Source organism: Bacillus sp. ISL-77 (genome assembly GCF_018613105.1).
This window is the reverse complement of the sequence record NZ_JAGGQY010000018.1, coordinates 88112-106987: the sequence shown is the minus strand read 5'-3', so window position 1 is coordinate 106987 and position 18876 is coordinate 88112. Positions and strand designations below refer to the sequence as shown.

Here is an 18876-nt window from a genome sequence, read left to right as displayed (position 1 = left end):
ATTTTCCTTAATCATTACCATGAATACTAATTGCGGCCACACCCAATGTTTTCGCTGCAATTAACATTGCCTTTTCATCAATATCAAATTTGGGGTGATGATGAGGGTATCCTGTTTCGCTACCTACCGGCTTTGCTCCAGTGAAGAAGAATGTACCTGGCACGTTTTGCAAATAATAGGCGAAATCTTCACCGCCCATTTGCGGCTCGCTTTCTTCCATAGTGGTTACTTCTGCGACCTTCTGTGCACAGGAAGTCAAATAAGCGGTTTCTTTCTCATGATTGACCACCGCAGGGTAGCCCCTATCAAACCTAAATTCATACGAACTGCCTGACATAGAGCATGTACCAGCAATAATTCTTTCCATTTCATCCTCGATAAATTGACGGACGCTATCATTAAAAGTCCGCACAGTGCCAATGAGACGCGCTTTGTCAGCTATAACGTTGAAGGCATTCTGTGCCGTGAAAGAGCCAATGGTGACAACAGCGGAATCAATCGGATTAATCCTGCGACTGACAATTTGCTGTAGATTTAAAACAAGCTGAGAAGCAATTACGATGGCATCTACCGTTTTATGTGGCTGGGCACCATGACCGCCTTTACCCTGGATGTCAATTTCAAAGCGGTCAGCCGCCGCCATGATTGGTCCGGTTCGATATTGGATGGTTCCCGTCGGTTCACTTGCCCATAAATGAGTACCAAAAATCACATCAACACCATCTAAACATCCATCTTCAATCATTGAAATCGCACCACCAGGAGCATACTCCTCAGCGTGTTGATGGATAAAAACATATGTGCCTTCCAATTCCTCTTTTAAATCGTTGATTGTTTTTGCTAGGACGAGGAGAGTAGCCGTATGACCATCATGTCCACAAGCATGCATCACTCCTGGAACTAAGGATTTGTATGGAACTTCCTTTTCATCCTGAATGGGTAATGCATCAAAATCAGCGCGTAATGCAACCGTTTTACCAGGCTTCTTTCCATAAACCTTAGCAACTACACCATTACCACCCACGTTAACTCTTACTTCAATTTGGAGCTTCTCATAAAAGGATTGAATGAATTTTGCTGTATTATATTCCTTAAAAGATAACTCTGGATGCTGGTGCATATAACGGCGTAAGGCAACCATTTCTTCATATGACCCTTCTAAGACAACAAACAGCTTGTTTAACAAATCGATTCCCCCAAACGTATCAGAAATAAAGAATGTATTTTCAAACTATTTTATCACTTTTATCCTATAAAGTAGATTTTTATATTCCTTTTCATTATACTTTTATTAGAATTTCTACTAGATAGATGCAGGAAAGGGTTTGGGGAATGGGGAAAAATCAAAACAAGTGGAATCCTTCTTTTATTTTTATGTTTATTGCTGTATTATTTGCCTTATTTACTACAATCAAAGTTGGTATCCACAGCCAATTTTGGATTGATGAAAAAATAGCAGGGTTATTCTCACATGTACCTAAGACAATCATTCCATTATTTATTCAACTAACAGAAATGGGGGATAAAAAAGGGATTGGGGTTGTGGCCTTGCTTGCGTTAGCCTGGTTACTACTAAAAAAAAGGAACTATGTTGGTGCTGCCGTCCTGGCCTTATCAATAGCATTAGGTAATGAAATTAGTAAGCTTTTAAAAGATCTTTTTGAGCGCCCAAGGCCAGACCTTGAACATCTTGTCAATGTGAAAAGCTACAGTTTTCCGAGCGGTCATGCCATGGTAGGGATGATTGTTTATTTTATGATTGCGTATCTTTTAATTGAGGGAACAAAATCAAAGGCAGGAAAAATAACCATTGCTGCAATTACAACCATCTTACTATTATTAATAGGTGCTAGCCGAATTATATTACATGTTCATTATCCTTCTGATGTCCTTGGAGGCTATGCTTTAGGTTATCTTTGGGTAGTGATTTGGATTCAAATATATACCTATTTAAAAAAAGCTATAAAATAAGTAAAGAGGCTGATCACTGGATCAGCCTCTTTACTTGGTTTAAATGAGAAACATTGCTGCAATCGTTGTCACGACGAGACCGATCACAACTGGTAGAAGGTTTCGTCTGGCTAGTTCAAATGGATCAACATTACAGATAGCGGCAGCCGGGATTAACGCCCATGGTACAAGTGTTCCGCCGCCTACCCATATAGCAGCGATTTGCCCGAGTGCAGTCAATGTGGCAGCACCTTTACCTATAGCCACAGCAAATAGGCTGGCAACGGATCCGGCAAGCGATATGCCTGAAAAGCCTGAACCATCCAGACCAGTGATGGCCCCTACAGTAGTTAGGGTAATCGCCCCAACTTCTTTGCTTAACGGAACGATATTCGCGAGAGAAACGCCTAAATCATTGACAATCCCTTGGGAAGCCTTCGGTAAAAAGTCACCAATGATTTTCCCAAATCCGGCGTCACCCAAATAGAAGAATGCGGCAATTGGAATAACAGGACCAAAAACTTTAAAACCAAATTGGAATCCTTCTATTAAATATTGTGTTGTTTTTTCTAAGCCTTTATTTTTATGGCTCGTTAAAGTGATTAACAGAAGAATTAGAATGGAGGTACCACCAATTAATGCTGTGGCATCACCACCTGCTAAATCAAGGATTGACATGGCGGCAACATCTGCAGCAAATAATAATGGTACTAATATAGCAAAGAAGCGTTTTTGAGCAAGTGATAAAAGCGCAGGATGGTCAGTGCTGCTCGAAGGCGAATCCGCGCTGACAGAAGTTGTAGTGGTTAGAACACCACGCTTCATATCCCTTCGTAAGAAGTAGAATGCCGTAACGGTTGTAACAAGACCCATAATAAACACTAATGGAATGCTGGCATTAATAACATCTTGAATTGGAATACCGGCCGCATCAGAGGTTAGTTTGGGGGCAGCTTGGATCACGAAGTCACCAGATAAAGCGATTCCATGACCAAACAAGTTCATTGCCATGGCAACGCCAAGGGCAGGAAGTCCTGCTCGAATCGCAACTGGAAGTAGGACGGCACCTAAAAGTGCAACAGCAGGGGAAGGCCAGAAGAACCAGGAAATAATCATCATTAGAATTCCTATTGTCCAATAGGCGAGAGTGGGGTTACGGATAAGTTTTCGAAAAGGTGAAATCATGACATCATTAATTCCGGTTACCGTTAATGTATTGCTCATCGCTACAATTATTGAAATAACAAGAATAGTAGATAATAATTCTGTAATGGCATAACTGAAACTGTTGAAAATACTACTTATCGAATGACTTAACGACCCGGTTGCTGTGATAGCAATTAGGAAAATACCGACGATACAAACAATGGATGTGTCCCTTCTCATTACCATAAACCCAATAATAAGAACAATAAAGGTCACATATATCCAATGAAGTGCAGTAAGCTCGACAATCATACAAGTTCCTCCTTTCTTTCACCCAGGGGGGCTATAGCCCTGTTGGATGTAATACAGAATATGAAAATTGCATCAAGTGGTGAGAGCTAAAAGTGAAAAAATATTGGGAAGTCAGCCTGCAGATTTAACGAATTTTAAAACATAAAAACGACTTTTTTTTGACAGTTAATAGCGTTATCTATACACAAATAGGATTAATAGATATAGTAAATACAGTTTAGAAAGAATCAGAGAGTTTTAAATTCATGCTATATATATTAAAATGGACAACAGACATGTTTTTGAAAGGTGGACTACCCTAATGACAAGACCGATTAATGAAACATTTTTAAAAGCAGCCAGAGGTGAGAAAACTGACCATGTACCTGTATGGTATATGCGCCAAGCTGGTCGTTCACAACCAGAGTACAGAGAGATTAAAGAAAAGTATTCCTTATTTGAAATCACTCACCAGCCTGAGCTTTGTGCGTATGTAACGCGCTTGCCTGTTGAACAATACAACGTCGATGCAGCCATTTTATATAAAGATATAATGACACCCCTGCCAGCGATTGGCATGGAGGTAGAAATAAAAGGTGGGATTGGACCAGTTATTGACAATCCAATCCGTTCTTTAGCAGATGTTGAAAAACTAGGAGAAATTAATCCAGAAGAAGATGTTCCTTATGTATTGGACACCATTAAATTATTAACCCAAGAGCAATTATCCGTGCCATTAATCGGTTTTTCTGGTGCACCATTTACTTTGGCAAGTTATATGGTCGAAGGCGGCCCTTCTAAAAACTATAATAAGACCAAAGCGTTTATGTACACCGAGCCAAAGGCATGGTTTGCACTTATGGAGAAACTTGCGGACATGATCATTACATATGTAAAGTCGCAAATTAAAGCTGGTGCAAGGGCCATCCAGATTTTTGATTCATGGGTGGGAGCACTCAATGTAGAGGATTATCGTTATTTCATTAAGCCTGTCATGAATCGTATCTTTACTTCATTAAAAGAGGAAAATGTTCCGTTAATTATGTTCGGCGTTGGTGCTAGCCATCTTGCATTAGAATGGAATGACCTGCCACTTGATGTTGTAGGTTTAGATTGGCGTCTGCCAATTCACGAGGCAAGGGAAATGGGCATTCATAAAACCGTTCAAGGCAATCTTGACCCGGCTATTTTGTTAGCTCCATGGGAAGTAATCGAAGAAAGAGCGAAAGCAATATTAGACCAAGGAATGGCACAAGATGGTTACATCTTTAATTTGGGTCACGGTGTATTCCCTTCAGTTAACCCAGAAACGTTGAAAAAATTAACTTCATTTGTCCATGAGTATTCAGCATCAAAACTCAGTCGTTAAGTTTCCATCTTAAGTCTTTAAATTGGTAAGCAGTCCAATTTTTTGGCACAATAATATGGGCTGCTTGATATTGGGTCTTTAAGAGTACTCCAGCTTTTATTGGCCCGCAACCTAATCAGTCGTCCAACATTGAATACGGAAAAGCGAAGAGACTTGAAAATGAGGTGCGGACATGACAAAAAAGAAAATGGGTCTGCTGGTAATGGCATATGGTACCCCATATAACTTAGATGATTTAGAGGGGTACTATACACATATTCGCCACGGCCGGAAGCCAACTCCAGAAATGATTGAAGAGCTTCGCGGTCGGTATGAAGCGATTGGCGGGATTTCCCCTTTGGCAAAGATCACACTCGAGCAAGCAGAAAAACTCGAAGAACATCTAAATAAAATTCAACAAAATATAGAATTCAAAATGTATCTTGGTCTAAAACATATCCAGCCGTTTATTGAAGATGCTGTTCATCAAATGCATGCTGATGGGATCGAAGAGGCTGTAAGTATAGTTCTTGCTCCGCATTTTTCAACCTTTAGCATAAAATCCTATAATGGAAGAGCCCAAGAAGAAGCAGAAAAATTAGGCGGGCTAAAGATAAGAACAATTGAAAGCTGGTATCAGGAACCAAAGTTTATCGATTATTGGGCAGGAAAGATTAAGAAAATCTTTGACCAAATGCCTGAAGAAGAAAAGGCTGATGCTGTACTCATCGTTTCAGCGCATAGTCTGCCAGAGAAGATTCTGCAGTTTGGGGATCCATATCCGAGTCAACTGAAAGAAACAGCTGACTTAATTGCTGAACAGGCTGGTGTAAAAAAATACGTTGTTGGCTGGCAAAGTGCTGGGCAAACTCCAGAGCCTTGGCTGGGTCCAGATGTTCAGGATTTAACAAGGGATTTATATAAAGAGCATCATTATAAGGCATTTGTTTATGCACCTTTAGGGTTTGTATCTGAACACCTTGAAGTGCTTTATGATAATGATTATGAATGTAGAAAAGTGACGGAAGAATTAGGTGTAAGCTATTATCGACCGGAAATGCCAAATGCAAAGGAAGAATTTATTGATGCATTGTCGACTGTTGTTCTTAAAATGACAGCTGAGTAAGATTCAGATTAGTGGAAGAAGGTGAGCACCGTGGCGGAAGAAAAACAAAAGATTATCATCATTGGGGGAGGAATTGCTGGGCTCACATCAGCTTTTTATCTTCAAAAAGCAATTCAAGAACATAATCTCCCGTATGAAATTAAACTCATCGAAGCATCACACCGTCTCGGTGGCAAAATGCAAACCGTTGTCAGGGACGGTTATACGATTGAGAGAGGTCCGGATTCATTTTTAGCACGAAAGACAAGTATTTCCAGGTTAGCTGCGGAAGTAGGGATGGATGATCAATTAGTCCATAATTCCACGGGAAAATCATTCGTTTTAGTTAACGAGAAACTTCACTCAATGCCCGGTGGTTCGATCATGGGAATTCCAACGGAAGTAGGACCTTTTCTCACAACAGGTCTTTTTTCTATTCCCGGTAAACTAAGAGCTGCGGCAGATTTCCTTTTACCTCGGTCCGAAAGCGGAAGAGACCAATCATTAGGAGAATTCTTCAGAAGAAGACTAGGCGATGAGGTTGTCGAAAATTTAATTGAACCATTATTATCTGGGATTTATGCGGGTGATATAGATCAATTAAGCCTCATGTCTACTTTCCCGCAATTCTATGAGGTAGAACAGAAATATAGAAGCCTGATCATTGGCATGAAAAAATCTACCCCTGCCCAACCCAGCAAACCTGAAAGTAAGGAAAAAGCTAAAGGAGCTTTCTTAACATTTAAAACGGGGCTTCAATCCTTTGCAGAAGCCATTGAAGCAAAATTGGATCCAATATCTATTTTAAAAGGACATCGTGTAGACAAAATCACCAAAGTTGAGAATAAGTATGAAGTTTATCTCAATAATGGGGAAACAATGGTGGCAGATAGCGTCATTGCAGCGACTCCTCATAAAATAACACAGGCGATGTTTGCAGAGTATAGTTTTTTTGATCCTTTGAAATCAGTCCCTGCTACATCAGTAGCAACAGTAGCTTTAGCATTTCCGGAAGAGGCAGTGAAAAATGACATCGATGGAACAGGTTTTGTTGTTTCTAGAAATAGTGATTATTCGATCACTGCATGTACTTGGACACATAAAAAGTGGGATCATTCAACACCGAAAGGGAAAGTATTACTCCGCTGCTATGTTGGGAGGTCTGGAGATGAAGCCATCGTTGACCTCTCTGATGACAGAATTATTAAGATTGTACTAGATGACTTGAAGAAAACGATGGACATCACAATGAATCCGGATTTTGCAATCATTTCACGTTGGAAAAATTCAATGCCCCAATATACAGTGGGACATAAACAACGTTTAGCTGACATTTTAAAGCATATGAAAACGGATCTACCTGGTGTATTTTTAGCAGGTTCTTCTTATGGTGGTGTTGGACTTCCGGATTGTATTGATCAAGGAGAGGCAGCTGTCAAAGACGTCCTGGAGTTTTTATCAGGAAAAGATTTTTCTAAAGGAGCTGTTCATTGATAACAGCTTCTTTTTTCTGCTTGCAAACAGGCAGGAATCGTTGTATACTCTAAAAGTATTAAATGACCGAATTGTTCAAGTGGTCATAATTTACTATGGTGGTTAATAGTCAATTATAGGGTTGTCTATGGGATAGTCCTTATTTTTTGATTAAAAATGACCAAATGAACAAAATGGTCATAAATATAAAAGGAGGATCATTAGTGAAAAACATGCTATTTAAGGAAGAGCTCCTTGCTATTGTAAGGAATAAAAAAGTGTTAATCCCAATTATTGCTGTCATGTTTGTCCCCGTATTATATGCAGGAATGTTTTTATGGGCATTCTGGGATCCATACGCAAAACTTGATGAACTTCCAGTTGCTGTTGTCAACGAAGATGCGGGTGCAACACTCGATGGGACCCATTTGAAGCTGGGTGATGATTTAGTAGCTAAGCTAAAGAAAAATAAACAATTTGGGTTTGAGTTTGTCGATAAAAAAGAGGGCTACGATAACTTAAAAGAACAGAAATATTATATGGTCATCGAAATCCCGAAGGATTTTTCAAAAAATGCGACAACTTTATTGGATGAGCAACCGGAAAAGCTGGAATTGGTTTATACACCTAATGAAAGTTATAACTTCTTATCTGCGCAAATCGGCGGCACGGCTGCAGAAAAAATCAAAACAGCTGTTGCTGAAAAGGTAACTGAAACTTATGCTGAAACCATGTTTGATAAAATCAGTGAGCTTGCCGATGGTGTTGTAAAGGCGAGCGATGGTGCTGTCCAGTTAAGTGATGGTTCTGTTGACCTTGAAAAAGGCTCAAAGGATTTAAATGAAGGACTTGCAACCCTTGCTGAAAAAACAAGTGAGTTTAACGGTGGAATGAAAGCAGCTGATGCCGGATCTAATAAGCTTGCAGTTGGTTCGATGGATTTGTATAACGGACTTACTACTTTAGCAAAAAAGTCGATTGAATTCGACAATGGTGTGAAGGCAGCAACTTCCGGCTCTAAACAAGTAGCCACAGGATCGACTGAGTTGAAAAAAGGGCTAGCAAAAGCTGATGCCAATCTTCCGTTGCTTATTGATGGAACGAAGGAGGTATCTGCAGGTGCAGAACAATTAAAACGTGACCTTCCCGCAGGAATTGCTGCAGGAATTGAAAAAGAATTGACTGGTAGTGTTGGCGAACTTAATGCGGGTATTGATCAATTTCAATCACAGTTAACTAACACATTAGTATCCCAAATTGCGGATCAAACAATAACGCAACAAACAGAGAAAATGCAGAAACTAGCCCAAACCTTAATTGAGAACAAAGTGGATCCAGCACTTGTTCAAGGAATAATGGCTAATGAGAAAAAAAATGCGCCAACGAAAGAACAGTTAGAGCAGCAAATTTTATCAGAACTTAACCCTAAAATGGAAGCTGGCTTTAACCAATTCAAAACAGGGGTAGATGAAAAATTAGCAGGTTCATCGAAGGGCTTAGAGGATAAAATTAAAGCACAAACAACCCCTTATTTTGATCAATTAATTGCCGGTATTGGCAAAGTTAATGGCGGTCAGCAGGAATTGCAAAAAGGGATCCATGATTTATATGCAGGTTCATCAAAATTAACAGATGGCACTAACAATCTTTCTGATGGGATCAGTCAGTTGGCAGATGGTGCTGATAAAATTACCATAGGAACCGGACAATTAGCATTAGGTTCGGGAAATCTGAAAAAAGGAGCCGCGGATCTTACAAATGGTATGAATCAATTAACAGCGGGTGCGTCTGCCCTAACATCTGGAACGGGACAATTGGCAGATGGTTCCGGGCAGTTAAAAGACGGTACATCCAAACTTTCTAATGGGGCCAAGGAATTAGCAGATAAACTTTCAGAAGGTGGAAAAGAAGTTGCAAAGGTTCACTCAAATGAAAAGACTTATAATATGATGGCAGCTCCGGTAAAGCTAGATAGTGAAAAAATTAATCATGTGCCAAACTATGGAACGGGATTTACACCATATTTCCTATCATTAGGCTTGTTTGTGGGTGCACTTCTTCTCTCAATTGTCTTTCCACTTCGTGATACAGCGATTGCTCCGGCCAATGGATTTAACTGGTTTTCTAGTAAGTTTTCAATCATGGCTGGGATTGGAATTTTCCAAGCTTTATTGGCAGATGTGATTCTTCTTGTAGGATTAGGTCTAGATGTTCAAAGCGTACCAAAATTTATTCTTTTTTCAATAATAACAAGCTTAACGTTTATCGCGTTAATTCAGCTCCTTGTCTCGGTATTTGCCGATGCTGGCCGCTTTATTGCGATTATTATCTTGATTTTACAATTAACTACCAGCGCCGGGACATTCCCGCTTGAGTTAATCCCGAACTTCTTACAGCATTTCAATGCCTATCTGCCGATGAGCTATTCGGTTCAAGGCTTTAAGGCTGTTATTTCAAGTGGCGATTACAGTTTCATGTGGCAAAATTTCATCATTCTAATAGGCTTTATGCTTATTTTCTCTGTAGGAACCATCGCTTACTTTACAATGAGATATAATCACAAATATAAACACCAAATGAATAATTAATGAAAAACCAGCCGTGAAAAAAATGCGGCTGGTTTTTTGTACTATACTGAAAAGAAATCATTTTTTGAGTATATTAGGAATATAAACATTGAATTGGAGGAGTTTAATTTGAAACTTACGGTTATTGGTTTTTGGGGTGGATATCCGAAACTGAATGCGGCTAGTTCGGGTTATTTACTTGAACATGAGGGATTTCGGCTATTAATCGATTGTGGAAGCGGGGTACTTTCTAAGCTCCAAAATATTATCCAGCCCGAAGAACTAGATGCTGTTTTACTTTCGCATTATCACCCAGATCACATTGCAGATATTGGTGTTTTGCAACATGCAAGATTAATCCAAGGCTTTTTAGGAAAGAAGACCTCAACCCTACCTCTATATGGACATGATATGGATCCATATGAATTTAGCAAATTAAACTATAAAGAGATTACAAAAGGAGTAGCCTATAATCCTAGTGAGATTCTTACAGTTGGTCCATTTCAAGTTTCATTTCTAAAAACAGACCATCCAGTCCCTTGTTATGCAATGAGAATAGAGGCAGATGGAAAAGCAATCGTCTACACTGCTGACAGCTCCTTTAAGGATGAATTTATCGAGTTTAGTCGGAATGCGGATGTATTATTATGTGAGTGCAACTTTTACGGACATCAAAACGGTAAGTCGGCAGGACATATGAATAGTATCGACGCCGGAAAATTTGCGCAAAAAGCTGATGTTATGCAATTAATTCTTACCCATTTGCCGCATTATGGCTCAATATCTGAGTTAATCACCGAGGCAGCCAGTGAATTTACTGGTATAATAATACTTGCAGAAGAATTTCAATCTATTTCACTCTAAGAAGGGGAAGTAAACTATGTTATTCATCGATAATAAAGGGATCACTGATCCGCAAATAAATTTGGCAATCGAAGAGTACGCACTGAAGAATCTTGATATTAATGAAACGTATTTATTATTTTACATAAATGAACCTTCTATCATAATTGGAAAGAATCAAAATACAATTGAAGAAATTAACACGGAGTATGTGGAAGGAAATGGAATTAAAGTAGTCCGCAGGCTTTCAGGCGGTGGAGCGGTTTATCATGATCTTGGAAATTTAAACTTTAGTTTTATTACCAAGGATGACGGGGAAAGTTTTCATAACTTCCGTAAATTCACGGAGCCGGTCGTGGCAGCATTGAAAAAGTTAGGAGTAAATGCGGAATTAAGCGGCAGAAATGACTTAGAGGTTGGAGGTCGAAAAATCTCTGGTAATGCCCAATTTTCAACAAAGGGCAGAATGTTTAGCCATGGTACATTGATGCTTAATTCAGAAATCGAAAATGTGGTTTCAGCTTTAAAAGTAAAAAAAGATAAAATTGAATCAAAAGGAATTAAATCAGTTCGCAGTCGGGTTGCAAATATTTCTGAGTTTCTTACTGAAAAGGTGGAAATTGCTGAATTCCGGTCTTTATTGTTAAAGAATATTTTTGAAGGGCAAGATGAAATACCAGAATATGTTTTGACGGACGAGGATTGGGAAAAGATTTACCAGCTATCAAAAGAACGCTATCAAAACTGGGAATGGAACTATGGGAAGTCACCTAAGTTCAATCTACAGCACTCTCACCGCTTCCCAGTAGGCTCCATTGATGTCCGCCTTGAAGTTAATAAAGGTGTCATTGAAAATTGTAAAATCTACGGTGACTTTTTTGGTGTTGGTGAGGTAAGTGAAATTGAGGAGAAGTTAACAGGCACCCGCTATGGAAAAAATGAAATTGACAAGGCGCTTGCAGATATTGATACAACCCATTACTTTGGAAATGTTACGAAAGATGAGTTTTTAAACTTACTATACTAAGACCAGGGCACAGCGTTTATTGCGCTGTGTTTTCCGTTTTGTGTGAATATTTAGTATTATACTTGAATAGATTACTTTCTTTTAATATAATATATTTAGAAAATTGTAACAATTTTATGAATGAGCATTCATTCAACTTAGGGGGAGAAATATGAATCTTTTATCACAGTTTGAAGAATCTGCGAAGAACTTTTCCACTAAACCGGCCTATTATTTTATGGACCAAACATGTACTTATGCTGAATTGGATGGGGCAATTACGAAATTTGCATCGGGTCTCGAAAAATTAGGGGTGAAAAAGGGGGATCATATCGCATTATTGTTGGGTAACTCCCCTCACTTTGTGATCAGCTTATATGGGGCATTACGGTTAGGGGTAACTGTTATTCCCGTGAATCCCATTTATACTGCAGATGAGATTAGCTACATATTAAATAATGGCGATGTCAAAGTAGTGATTGCGCTTGACCAAGCGATCCCGTTAGTCGAAAAAGTGCATACTTTCCTACCGAAAATTAAGCATTATATTTTTTGTGAAACGACCCCAAATAGCAGAATAGAATCGAAAATTGAAAACCTCTCAGGATCTTCAAAAATGAAATCGTTTACAGCGATCGTGGCTTCTGGAGAATTAAACTTTAAGGGACCAAATCTCGAAGACGATGATACAGCCATTATTCTTTATACCTCGGGTACAACTGGCAAACCAAAAGGTGCTATGTTAACCCATAAGAATTTGTATAGTAACGCTAAAGATGTCAGCGAATATTTGAAAATGAATCCCGATGATAGAATAGTAACGGTTCTGCCGATGTTCCATGTTTTCTGCTTGACGGTCGCTTTAAATGCACCATTATTAAGTGGGGCGACACTATTAATTGCACCCAAATTTAGTCCAAAGGAAATTTTTGAGCTTATCAAGAATAATCAGGCGACTGTTTTTGCTGGTGTCCCGACCATGTATAATTTCCTCTTCCAATTTCCTGATGGTAATCCTGAAGACCTAAAATCCTTACGCTTATGTATTTCAGGAGGAGCTTCATTGCCTGTTGTCCTCTTAAAGAATTTCGAACAAAAGTTTAATGTTGTAGTATCTGAAGGTTATGGTTTATCGGAGGCTTCACCTGTTACTTGCTTTAATCCGCTAGACCGCCCGCGCAAGCCCGGTTCAATCGGAACATCTATCCTGCGTGTCGAAAATAAAATTCTGAATGAGCTTGGTGAGGAAGTACCTGTTGGTGAGGTGGGTGAACTTATTGTTCGTGGTCCCAATGTAATGAAGGGGTATTATAAAATGGCAGATGAGACGGCGGCGGCCATTCGGAATGGGTGGCTTCATACCGGTGACCTAGCCAGAATGGATGAAGATGGTTATTTTTATATTGTCGACCGAAAAAAGGACCTAATCCTTGTTGGAGGCTATAATGTCTACCCGCGAGAAGTGGAGGAGGTTATTTATAACCATTCGGATGTTGTAGAGGTGGCTGTCCTTGGCGTTCCAGACCCAAATCTTGGTGAGGCTGTTAAAGCCTATGTTGTAAGTAAGAATCCAGGGCTAACGGCAGAACAATTACTAGATTATTGCAGGGAACACTTGGCTAAATATAAACTTCCATCTTCGATTGAATTTATCAAAGAACTTCCAAAAAATACAACTGGGAAAATATTAAGGAGGGCACTAAAGGCACAAGTAACCCAAACTATCAGTAACTAATTCTTAAATAGTTGGGCAGGTCACTTTTACAGTTCTAATTTGTCCTTTTTTAACTAAACTAAGTATAGAGAGTCTGTACACAAAGGAGGGACAAATTATGGCTAGAAAAATGGGAGTCTATGCGGTTATGGGCTACATTCTATATGGATTATTTTTTTATTGGTATTTATTCCATTTTACCGATACAAACCTGCCATTTGAATACGAAGGATCAAAGGCGGACCCGACGACCTTTTTAAATGGCAGGGAACTTATGCTGAGCGAGGAGTATTCAAAAATAAGGAATTTATTATTTTTCCTATCTACACCTTTTGAATGGCTTTTATATTTCTTAATTTTATTATTCGGTTTTTCCAAGGCATTCAAGCGCTGGGCGGAAAACTCATCAAAGTATAAGCTGCTTCAAACAGCCATTTATCTTATTTGGTTATCGGTATTCGCTTATTTGGCGACTTTTCCTCTAAGCTATATTAGTTTTTCTTTATCAAAAACATATAATATTTCAACTCAAACCTTCGCTTCCTGGATGAAGGATGAGTTGATTGACTTTTGGCTTAATTATGGGACATGGTTGATCATTGTCCCCGTATTATACTGGCTCATGAAGAAAAGTCAAAAGCGGTGGTGGCTATATGGATGGCTTTTATCGATTCCATTTACATTATTTATGATGTTTCTCCAGCCAGTTGTTATTGACCCGTTATACAATGACTTTTATCCATTAACAAATAAGGAATTGGAAACGAAGATACTGGCTTTGGCCGATAAGGCTGATATTCCAGCACAACATGTTTTTGAAGTGAATAAGTCAGAGGAAACGAATGCTTTAAATGCCTATGTTACAGGAATTGGGTCTAATGCTCGGATTGTCCTGTGGGATACTACCTTAAATAAATTAACAGATGATCAAATTTTATTTATCATGGCTCATGAAATGTGCCATTATGTCGAGAAACATATTTACTTTGGAATTGCAGGATATTTGCTAATTTCGCTGCTCGGATTGTATTTGACGTATCGGATTATGAATTGGGCAACAAGACGCTGGGGCAAGGAATTAAATATCTCAGACGTTAGAGATATCCGATCACTTCCATTATTTTTTATGATTCTTTCGATGCTCCTATTTGCTGCAAGTCCACTGACGAATTTTACTTCTCGTTATCAGGAAACACGCGCTGACAAATATGCGATTGAGATGACCAAAAATCCAGAAGCAGCGATTACTTCTTTTCAGGAATTAACCCGCTCTGGATTAAGTCAAGTAAATCCACCGCTATTGGTGAAAATTTTCCGCTATACCCATCCTTCAATGCTTGATAGAATTTCAATGCTTGAAGATTATGAAGTTAAACATAGGAACAAATAAATACAATCCATGGGAAGGCTGAGACATTTTGATATGTCTACAGTCTTTTTTTTTACAAAAATATGTTATTTGACGAGCCTTCGTCCACTTACATTTCCTATTTACGTGTTAGAGAAATATACAATAAAAAAGCCGTCAATCTATGACGGCTTTAACAAAATTCTACGTTCCAAATCGTTTGTTGATTTCATTGAGCTGTCCGGATAGAAGGAGGAATGACTTTTTGTCTTGACAATCAATGGCCACATCAATTTTCTGTAATAATTTTTCTTTTTCTACTTTTAGTTGAATTTCGGACAACAGCATTTCGATGTACAAATCTTGGACGAAGTTCTCCTTCAGACGATTTCGTTTCATGGCTCCTAGTTTCATTAATTCCGTGTATGATTTTTCATTCATGAAAATCACCTCTGTTGCTTTTTAAAATTATATGGTTTTTTTTGAAGAATATCATTAGTTTTTATAATTTTCTGATAAATATTTCTTTGACATGAATTTTGTGAATAAATTAGGAACAATTCAGAAAAGTGAGGGAATTAAAAACCGGTAGTGGTAAGATATGGTGGATAATATGAAAAGGAGTTGAATGGGTTGAAGCATCCTCAAATCGAAGAATATGAGATAAATACGTGGACGATGTTTGTAGAACCGGTGACATATGGAGGGAAAATTTATTCACGTGCAGTAGAATTGGAAGATGAATTCTTGTCACCCTTTAAGCCATTGGATATCATCAAAAAAGGCTGCGTTTATTTTGGTGTTGATTACGAAAGCAGGAAAAAGGGAACAAGACAACTAATTGGCTATTCTCGAAAAATCCCAATTGTTATTGAACCAACTAACCACATCTATTTTTTTCCTACCGTATCACCGCTAACTCCTGAGTGTATATGGATTTCACTTGAGCATGTGGAGTGTTATCGTCGCGTTTCCTCTAAGAAAACGATGATTATTTTCCGCAATAAGCAATCTCACATTTTTCCAGTTCCAATTGGTACAATTGAGGGGCAAATGTTAAGAACCTCATTACTAAAAACAAAACTTTTGCAAAGAATAGAAAGTAATGGGAGAAAGTTATTTTATCAGCCTAACGGGCCCCAGTCGTTAAATGCCTTGGAAAGATCCCGTGAATATGATGCTGATTCCCATTCAAAAGACCCGAAATAAAGGGTTGAATTTTCTTAACTATTAACGGGACAGATGTTTTTTTAATAAATAGGCCTCCATTAATTCTTGGACTTTGTTGCGGATTCTTGGATTAAAGTAATTATGATTTTCTTCATAGCCTTTATAAATAAACCTGTACAACGTAAAAGCATCGTCCCGTTTTGTTTCAATCACCTGAAGTTTATTCTTTTTCATATATAGTTTTACCTCAGCAAGTTCCCTTTGGATCTCCTTCATCGTTTCCTCAATCAAATCCAAATATGGTTGTTTTAATTTAAACGGGCTATTTGCAACTACAGTTAAATCCCTGTTTAAGATAATTAGAACCATTGGTAAATACATAGCCTTTTCCATTATGTCTCGATCATCTTCGGGGATTCTAGTCATTTTTTCAGTCACACCTTTCTAAATTAAACGAACAAACGTTCTTCTTTATTTTACAAAAAAGAACCGTCAAAAGCAATAGGACTTTCCATTTACAAAAACCCGTCATTGGGCGAGTTTTATTTATTGAAATGTTTAGTTGATATATGAGAAAGTTTTTATTAATAGAAGGATATCTGATAGGGGAAAATGAATTAAATGAAGAAACCCTGAGAAAGAAAAAACAGTTATAAATTTAGGAGAATAAAAAACCTGGATGAATAGGTGATTAACAATGAGATCTGATAAATATCAAACCAAGAAAAAGAGAAGATGGCCATCCGTTTTACTTGTCTTCTTACTGCTAATAGGTGCAGGGGCAGGTTATGCTTATTATCAATACAAGCAGGGCGTTAACCAATCATTAAAAAAAATGAATAACAAAGCATCAAATGTTGTCTATGCTTTCGAAGGAAAAAAGGATCAGTATGGGGGGACAAATATCCTCGTGCTTGGTAGTGATGCTAGAGGAAAGGAAAAATCTCGGGCAGATACAATCATGATTGTTCATTATAATGAAGACAAAGGAACATTTAAACTAACTTCTATTATGAGGGACAGTTACCTTGAGATTCCGGGACATGGACAGCATAAGGTTAACTCCGCATTCGCACGCGGTGGTCCAGAATTAATGAGACAAACGATTAAGCAAAATTTTGATATTGACCTCCAATACTATGTCATTGTGGACTTTCAAGGATTTGTGCAACTAATTGATGAAGCATTCCCCAATGGTGTAGAGATCGATGTGGAAAAGAAAATGTCAAAAAATATTGATGTCACTTTAGAACCAGGTCTGCAAAAATTAAATGGAGCAGAAATGCTCGGGTATGTCCGCTACCGTCATGATGCGATTGGTGATTTTGGAAGGGTAGAACGTCAACAAAAAGCGGTTAAGGCCATTGGGGACCAATTGATGGGCCTCCAAACGATTCCAAAACTCCCGAAGCTAATTGGAGTTGTCACGCCTTATGTGAATACAAATATGAGCACTTCCGACATAACATTTATGGCTAAAGATTTCTTTTCGAATGATCGAGGAAATATCGATACGTTACGGATTCCTGTTGAAAATAGCTATTCCGATGCTCGAATCTCAGGGGAGGGAGCCGTATTAGAGATCGATGTCGAAAAAAATAAAGAGGCACTCCATCAATTTATTACAAAGTAATCATAGGCACAGCTAATTAGTAAAAAATGAGGAGAAACCGGATGGATATTGAATCATTAAAAGCATGGTTTACGCTTGAACATATTATGAGTCTTATTCAAGAATACCGAGCTCTTGGACCCATACCAGGCATATTGCTTATTGTCATTGAATCATTCTTGCCATTTCTCCCATTGTTTTTATTTGTAATGGCTAATGCCAGTGCCTTTGGACTTTGGTTAGGATTTTTGTATTCATGGCTTGGAGCCTGTATCGGGGCACTGCTCGTATTTTCGCTTATTAGAAGGTATGGGCAAAAAAGGTTATTATCCTTTCTACCTAAGCACCCTCAAGTCCGTAAGCTAATGGACTGGGTAGATCGTCATGGGTTTGGCCCACTCTTTCTACTGCTTTGTTTTCCATTTACACCCTCGGCAGTTGTTAACATTGTCGCTGGTCTTTCCAAAATTCGATTTTCCCAATACATGCTGTCCGTTTGTATTGGGAAAATGGTGATGATTTTCACGATTAGTTTTGTTGGCTATGATATTCAGTCATTACTGACGAAGCCTCTTCGGACTGTTGTAGTATTGCTTGTTATTTTCATTCTTTGGTATGTTGGTAAAAGAATTGAAGGCAGAATGAATAAGGGCACGGAAACTGACCATAATGGTGAAATAGATAGAAATTATAAGCAGGAGAAACGGAGGAGCTTTAATGAAGATTGAATGGAAAAAGGAAGGCATGGAATGGGCAAAGGCTTTTGCGATTGGTATCATTATTTTTGCTTTTATTCGTACATTTTTCTTTTCAAATTATGTGGTAGAAGGCGAATCGATGATGCCGACGCTACAGGATGGTAACAAACTGGTAGTCAACAAGCTTGGTTATCAAGTCGGGGAATTGAACAGATTTGATGTCATCGTTTTTCATGCCAATGAAAAAGAGGACTTTGTCAAACGTATTATTGGGCTGCCAGGGGATAAAATTGAATATCGTGATGATCTATTGTTTATAAATGGGCACAAGTATGAGGAGCCATTTTTAAATGTTTATAAACAAAAATCACCTGGAATCAGGATTACTGGAGATTTCAGTTTAAAGGAAATAACCGGTGAAAATATAGTTCCTGATGGGAAATTGTTTGTCCTTGGTGATAATCGATTAGGTAGTTGGGACAGCCGCCAATTCGGTTTTATCTCAGCTAGTCAAGTTGTCGGCAAAGTTGATTTACGTTATTGGCCATTAACTGAAATGGACGTCCATTTTTAGATGAATAGATTAAGGGAGGAGCACGATGATT

General features: G+C 38.5%; 17 protein-coding genes. 13 read left to right on the top strand and 4 right to left on the bottom strand.

Translation table 11 applies throughout. From position 1 onward, the window contains the following. Positions 1 to 7: 7 nt before the first annotated feature. On the bottom strand, positions 8 to 1186 hold the full coding sequence (locus J7E77_RS06930) for a M20 family metallopeptidase (protein ID WP_285290500.1): 1179 nt from the start codon (positions 1184 to 1186) through the stop codon (positions 8 to 10). Positions 1187 to 1332: 146 nt separating this feature from the next. Here J7E77_RS06930 and J7E77_RS06925 point away from each other — a divergent pair, with 146 nt between their 5' ends. After that, on the top strand, positions 1333 to 1971 hold the full coding sequence (locus J7E77_RS06925; protein ID WP_214713231.1) for a phosphatase PAP2 family protein: 639 nt from the start codon (positions 1333 to 1335) through the stop codon (positions 1969 to 1971). 39 nt (positions 1972 to 2010) lie between these two features. On the opposite strand, the gene J7E77_RS06920 is transcribed toward J7E77_RS06925, so the two are convergent. Continuing rightward, positions 2011 to 3408 (bottom strand): hypothetical protein, encoded by a 1398-nt coding sequence (locus J7E77_RS06920; RefSeq protein WP_214713230.1) that lies wholly within the window; start codon positions 3406 to 3408, stop codon positions 2011 to 2013. Positions 3409 to 3709: 301 nt separating this feature from the next. Here J7E77_RS06920 and hemE point away from each other — a divergent pair, with 301 nt between their 5' ends. The 8 genes from hemE to J7E77_RS06880 all read left to right on the top strand — a co-directional run bounded on the left by hemE (position 3710) and on the right by J7E77_RS06880 (position 14833). After that, entirely contained in the window at positions 3710 to 4756 is a 1047-nt protein-coding gene (gene hemE, locus J7E77_RS06915; protein ID WP_214713229.1) for a uroporphyrinogen decarboxylase, read from the top strand. A gap of 172 nt (positions 4757 to 4928) precedes the next feature. Beyond that, positions 4929 to 5861 (top strand): ferrochelatase, encoded by a 933-nt coding sequence (gene hemH / locus J7E77_RS06910; RefSeq protein ID WP_214713228.1) that lies wholly within the window; start codon positions 4929 to 4931, stop codon positions 5859 to 5861. 30 nt (positions 5862 to 5891) lie between these two features. Further along, a complete protein-coding gene (gene hemY, locus J7E77_RS06905; protein ID WP_214713227.1) occupies positions 5892 to 7334 on the top strand; it encodes a protoporphyrinogen oxidase in 1443 nt (480 codons plus the stop codon). A 203-nt stretch (positions 7335 to 7537) separates the two neighbouring features. Next, a complete protein-coding gene (locus J7E77_RS06900; protein ID WP_483861469.1) occupies positions 7538 to 9901 on the top strand; it encodes a YhgE/Pip family protein in 2364 nt (787 codons plus the stop codon). A gap of 108 nt (positions 9902 to 10009) precedes the next feature. Continuing rightward, positions 10010 to 10744: an MBL fold metallo-hydrolase gene (locus tag J7E77_RS06895; protein WP_214713226.1), complete on the top strand. Its 735-nt coding sequence runs from the start codon at positions 10010 to 10012 to the stop codon at positions 10742 to 10744. Between the two features lie 16 nt (positions 10745 to 10760). Next, a complete protein-coding gene (gene lplA, locus J7E77_RS06890; protein WP_214713225.1) occupies positions 10761 to 11750 on the top strand; it encodes a lipoate--protein ligase in 990 nt (329 codons plus the stop codon). 151 nt (positions 11751 to 11901) lie between these two features. Then, on the top strand, positions 11902 to 13464 hold the full coding sequence (locus J7E77_RS06885) for a fatty acid--CoA ligase family protein (RefSeq protein ID WP_214713224.1): 1563 nt from the start codon (positions 11902 to 11904) through the stop codon (positions 13462 to 13464). A 97-nt stretch (positions 13465 to 13561) separates the two neighbouring features. Then, positions 13562 to 14833, top strand: coding sequence for a M48 family metallopeptidase (locus J7E77_RS06880; protein WP_214713223.1), 1272 nt, complete (start codon positions 13562 to 13564; stop codon positions 14831 to 14833). Between the two features lie 162 nt (positions 14834 to 14995). Here J7E77_RS06880 and J7E77_RS06875 read toward each other — a convergent pair whose 3' ends face one another. Continuing rightward, positions 14996 to 15232: an IDEAL domain-containing protein gene (locus J7E77_RS06875; protein ID WP_088086018.1), complete on the bottom strand. Its 237-nt coding sequence runs from the start codon at positions 15230 to 15232 to the stop codon at positions 14996 to 14998. A gap of 192 nt (positions 15233 to 15424) precedes the next feature. On the opposite strand from J7E77_RS06875, the gene J7E77_RS06870 reads away from it, so the two are divergent. Beyond that, on the top strand, positions 15425 to 16000 hold the full coding sequence (locus tag J7E77_RS06870) for a competence protein ComK (RefSeq protein ID WP_246869705.1): 576 nt from the start codon (positions 15425 to 15427) through the stop codon (positions 15998 to 16000). A 21-nt stretch (positions 16001 to 16021) separates the two neighbouring features. Here J7E77_RS06870 and J7E77_RS06865 read toward each other — a convergent pair whose 3' ends face one another. Next, the gene (locus J7E77_RS06865) at positions 16022 to 16387 is read right to left on the bottom strand and encodes a YhjD family protein (RefSeq protein ID WP_088086020.1); all 366 of its coding nucleotides are present in this window, start codon (positions 16385 to 16387) and stop codon (positions 16022 to 16024) included. A gap of 271 nt (positions 16388 to 16658) precedes the next feature. Between J7E77_RS06865 and J7E77_RS06860 the strand changes: the two genes are divergently transcribed. Genes J7E77_RS06860 through lepB form a run of 3 tightly spaced genes read left to right on the top strand, consistent with a single transcriptional unit; the run spans position 16659 to position 18845 of the window. Further along, positions 16659 to 17594 carry an LCP family protein gene (locus J7E77_RS06860; protein ID WP_168242440.1) on the top strand — a complete coding sequence of 312 codons (936 nt, stop codon included), beginning with the start codon at positions 16659 to 16661 and terminating at the stop codon, positions 17592 to 17594. Positions 17595 to 17635: 41 nt separating this feature from the next. Then, on the top strand, positions 17636 to 18301 hold the full coding sequence (locus J7E77_RS06855; RefSeq protein ID WP_214713222.1) for a TVP38/TMEM64 family protein: 666 nt from the start codon (positions 17636 to 17638) through the stop codon (positions 18299 to 18301). Further along, positions 18291 to 18845: a signal peptidase I gene (gene lepB, locus J7E77_RS06850; RefSeq protein WP_214713221.1), complete on the top strand. Its 555-nt coding sequence runs from the start codon at positions 18291 to 18293 to the stop codon at positions 18843 to 18845. The genes J7E77_RS06855 and lepB overlap by 11 nt, the downstream gene beginning before the upstream one ends. The last annotated feature ends 31 nt before the right edge of the window (positions 18846 to 18876 follow it).

Coding starts and splice junctions, on each gene's coding strand:
- J7E77_RS06925 (WP_214713231.1), top strand. CDS start 1,333: ATGGGGAAAAATCAAAACAAGTGGAATCCTTCTTTTATTTTTATGTTT.
- J7E77_RS06920 (WP_214713230.1), bottom strand. CDS start 3,408: ATGATTGTCGAGCTTACTGCACTTCATTGGATATATGTGACCTTTATT.
- hemE (WP_214713229.1), top strand. CDS start 3,710: ATGACAAGACCGATTAATGAAACATTTTTAAAAGCAGCCAGAGGTGAG.
- hemH (WP_214713228.1), top strand. CDS start 4,929: ATGACAAAAAAGAAAATGGGTCTGCTGGTAATGGCATATGGTACCCCA.
- lplA (WP_214713225.1), top strand. CDS start 10,761: ATGTTATTCATCGATAATAAAGGGATCACTGATCCGCAAATAAATTTG.
- J7E77_RS06885 (WP_214713224.1), top strand. CDS start 11,902: ATGAATCTTTTATCACAGTTTGAAGAATCTGCGAAGAACTTTTCCACT.
- J7E77_RS06880 (WP_214713223.1), top strand. CDS start 13,562: ATGGCTAGAAAAATGGGAGTCTATGCGGTTATGGGCTACATTCTATAT.
- J7E77_RS06875 (WP_088086018.1), bottom strand. CDS start 15,232: ATGAATGAAAAATCATACACGGAATTAATGAAACTAGGAGCCATGAAA.
- J7E77_RS06865 (WP_088086020.1), bottom strand. CDS start 16,387: ATGACTAGAATCCCCGAAGATGATCGAGACATAATGGAAAAGGCTATG.
- J7E77_RS06860 (WP_168242440.1), top strand. CDS start 16,659: ATGAGATCTGATAAATATCAAACCAAGAAAAAGAGAAGATGGCCATCC.
- J7E77_RS06855 (WP_214713222.1), top strand. CDS start 17,636: ATGGATATTGAATCATTAAAAGCATGGTTTACGCTTGAACATATTATG.
- lepB (WP_214713221.1), top strand. CDS start 18,291: ATGAAGATTGAATGGAAAAAGGAAGGCATGGAATGGGCAAAGGCTTTT.